The organism is Micromonospora sp. ALFpr18c, from assembly GCF_008868155.1.
Classification (GTDB): Bacteria; Actinomycetota; Actinomycetes; order Mycobacteriales; family Micromonosporaceae; genus Micromonospora.
Map to the genome: position 1 here is coordinate 1 of NZ_WBKR01000504.1, position 442 is coordinate 442.

Below are 442 nucleotides of genomic sequence, written 5' to 3' on the forward strand. Positions count from 1 at the left end.
GGAGCGGTTCGGCGACAAGGGCGCGCGCACCAAGAAGATGCTGGTGGAGACCGCCGGTCACACCCGCATGCTGAAGTGGAGCGTGGTCGGCGCCGCCCACTGGTTCGTGATGGTCGGCTTCATCGTGCTGTCGCTGCTGGTGCTGGAGGCCTACTTCGAGGTGGTCTCGACCGGCGGCGGGCTGCCGACCATCGGGCACTGGACGATCTTCGGTCTGGTCACCGAGTGGATCGGCATCCTCGGCCTGGTCGGCATCCTGGTGCTGATGGCCATCCGGCTGCGCAACCGGCCCGGCCGCGCGGAGAACCGTTCCCGGTTCACCGGCTCGACCATGTGGCAGGGCTACTTCGTCGAGTGGGTCGTCCTGCTGGTCCTGATCTTCGGGTTCGTGATCCGGGGCTTCAAGGTCGCCACCGACCACTTCGTGTACCCGGTCTGGGCT

The 442-nt window shown here is 67.0% G+C and carries 1 pseudogene; it reads left to right on the forward strand.

Annotated elements, in window-relative coordinates:
• A pseudogene (locus F8271_RS31850) lies at positions 1 to 442 on the forward strand (Fe-S oxidoreductase); the annotation flags it as partial.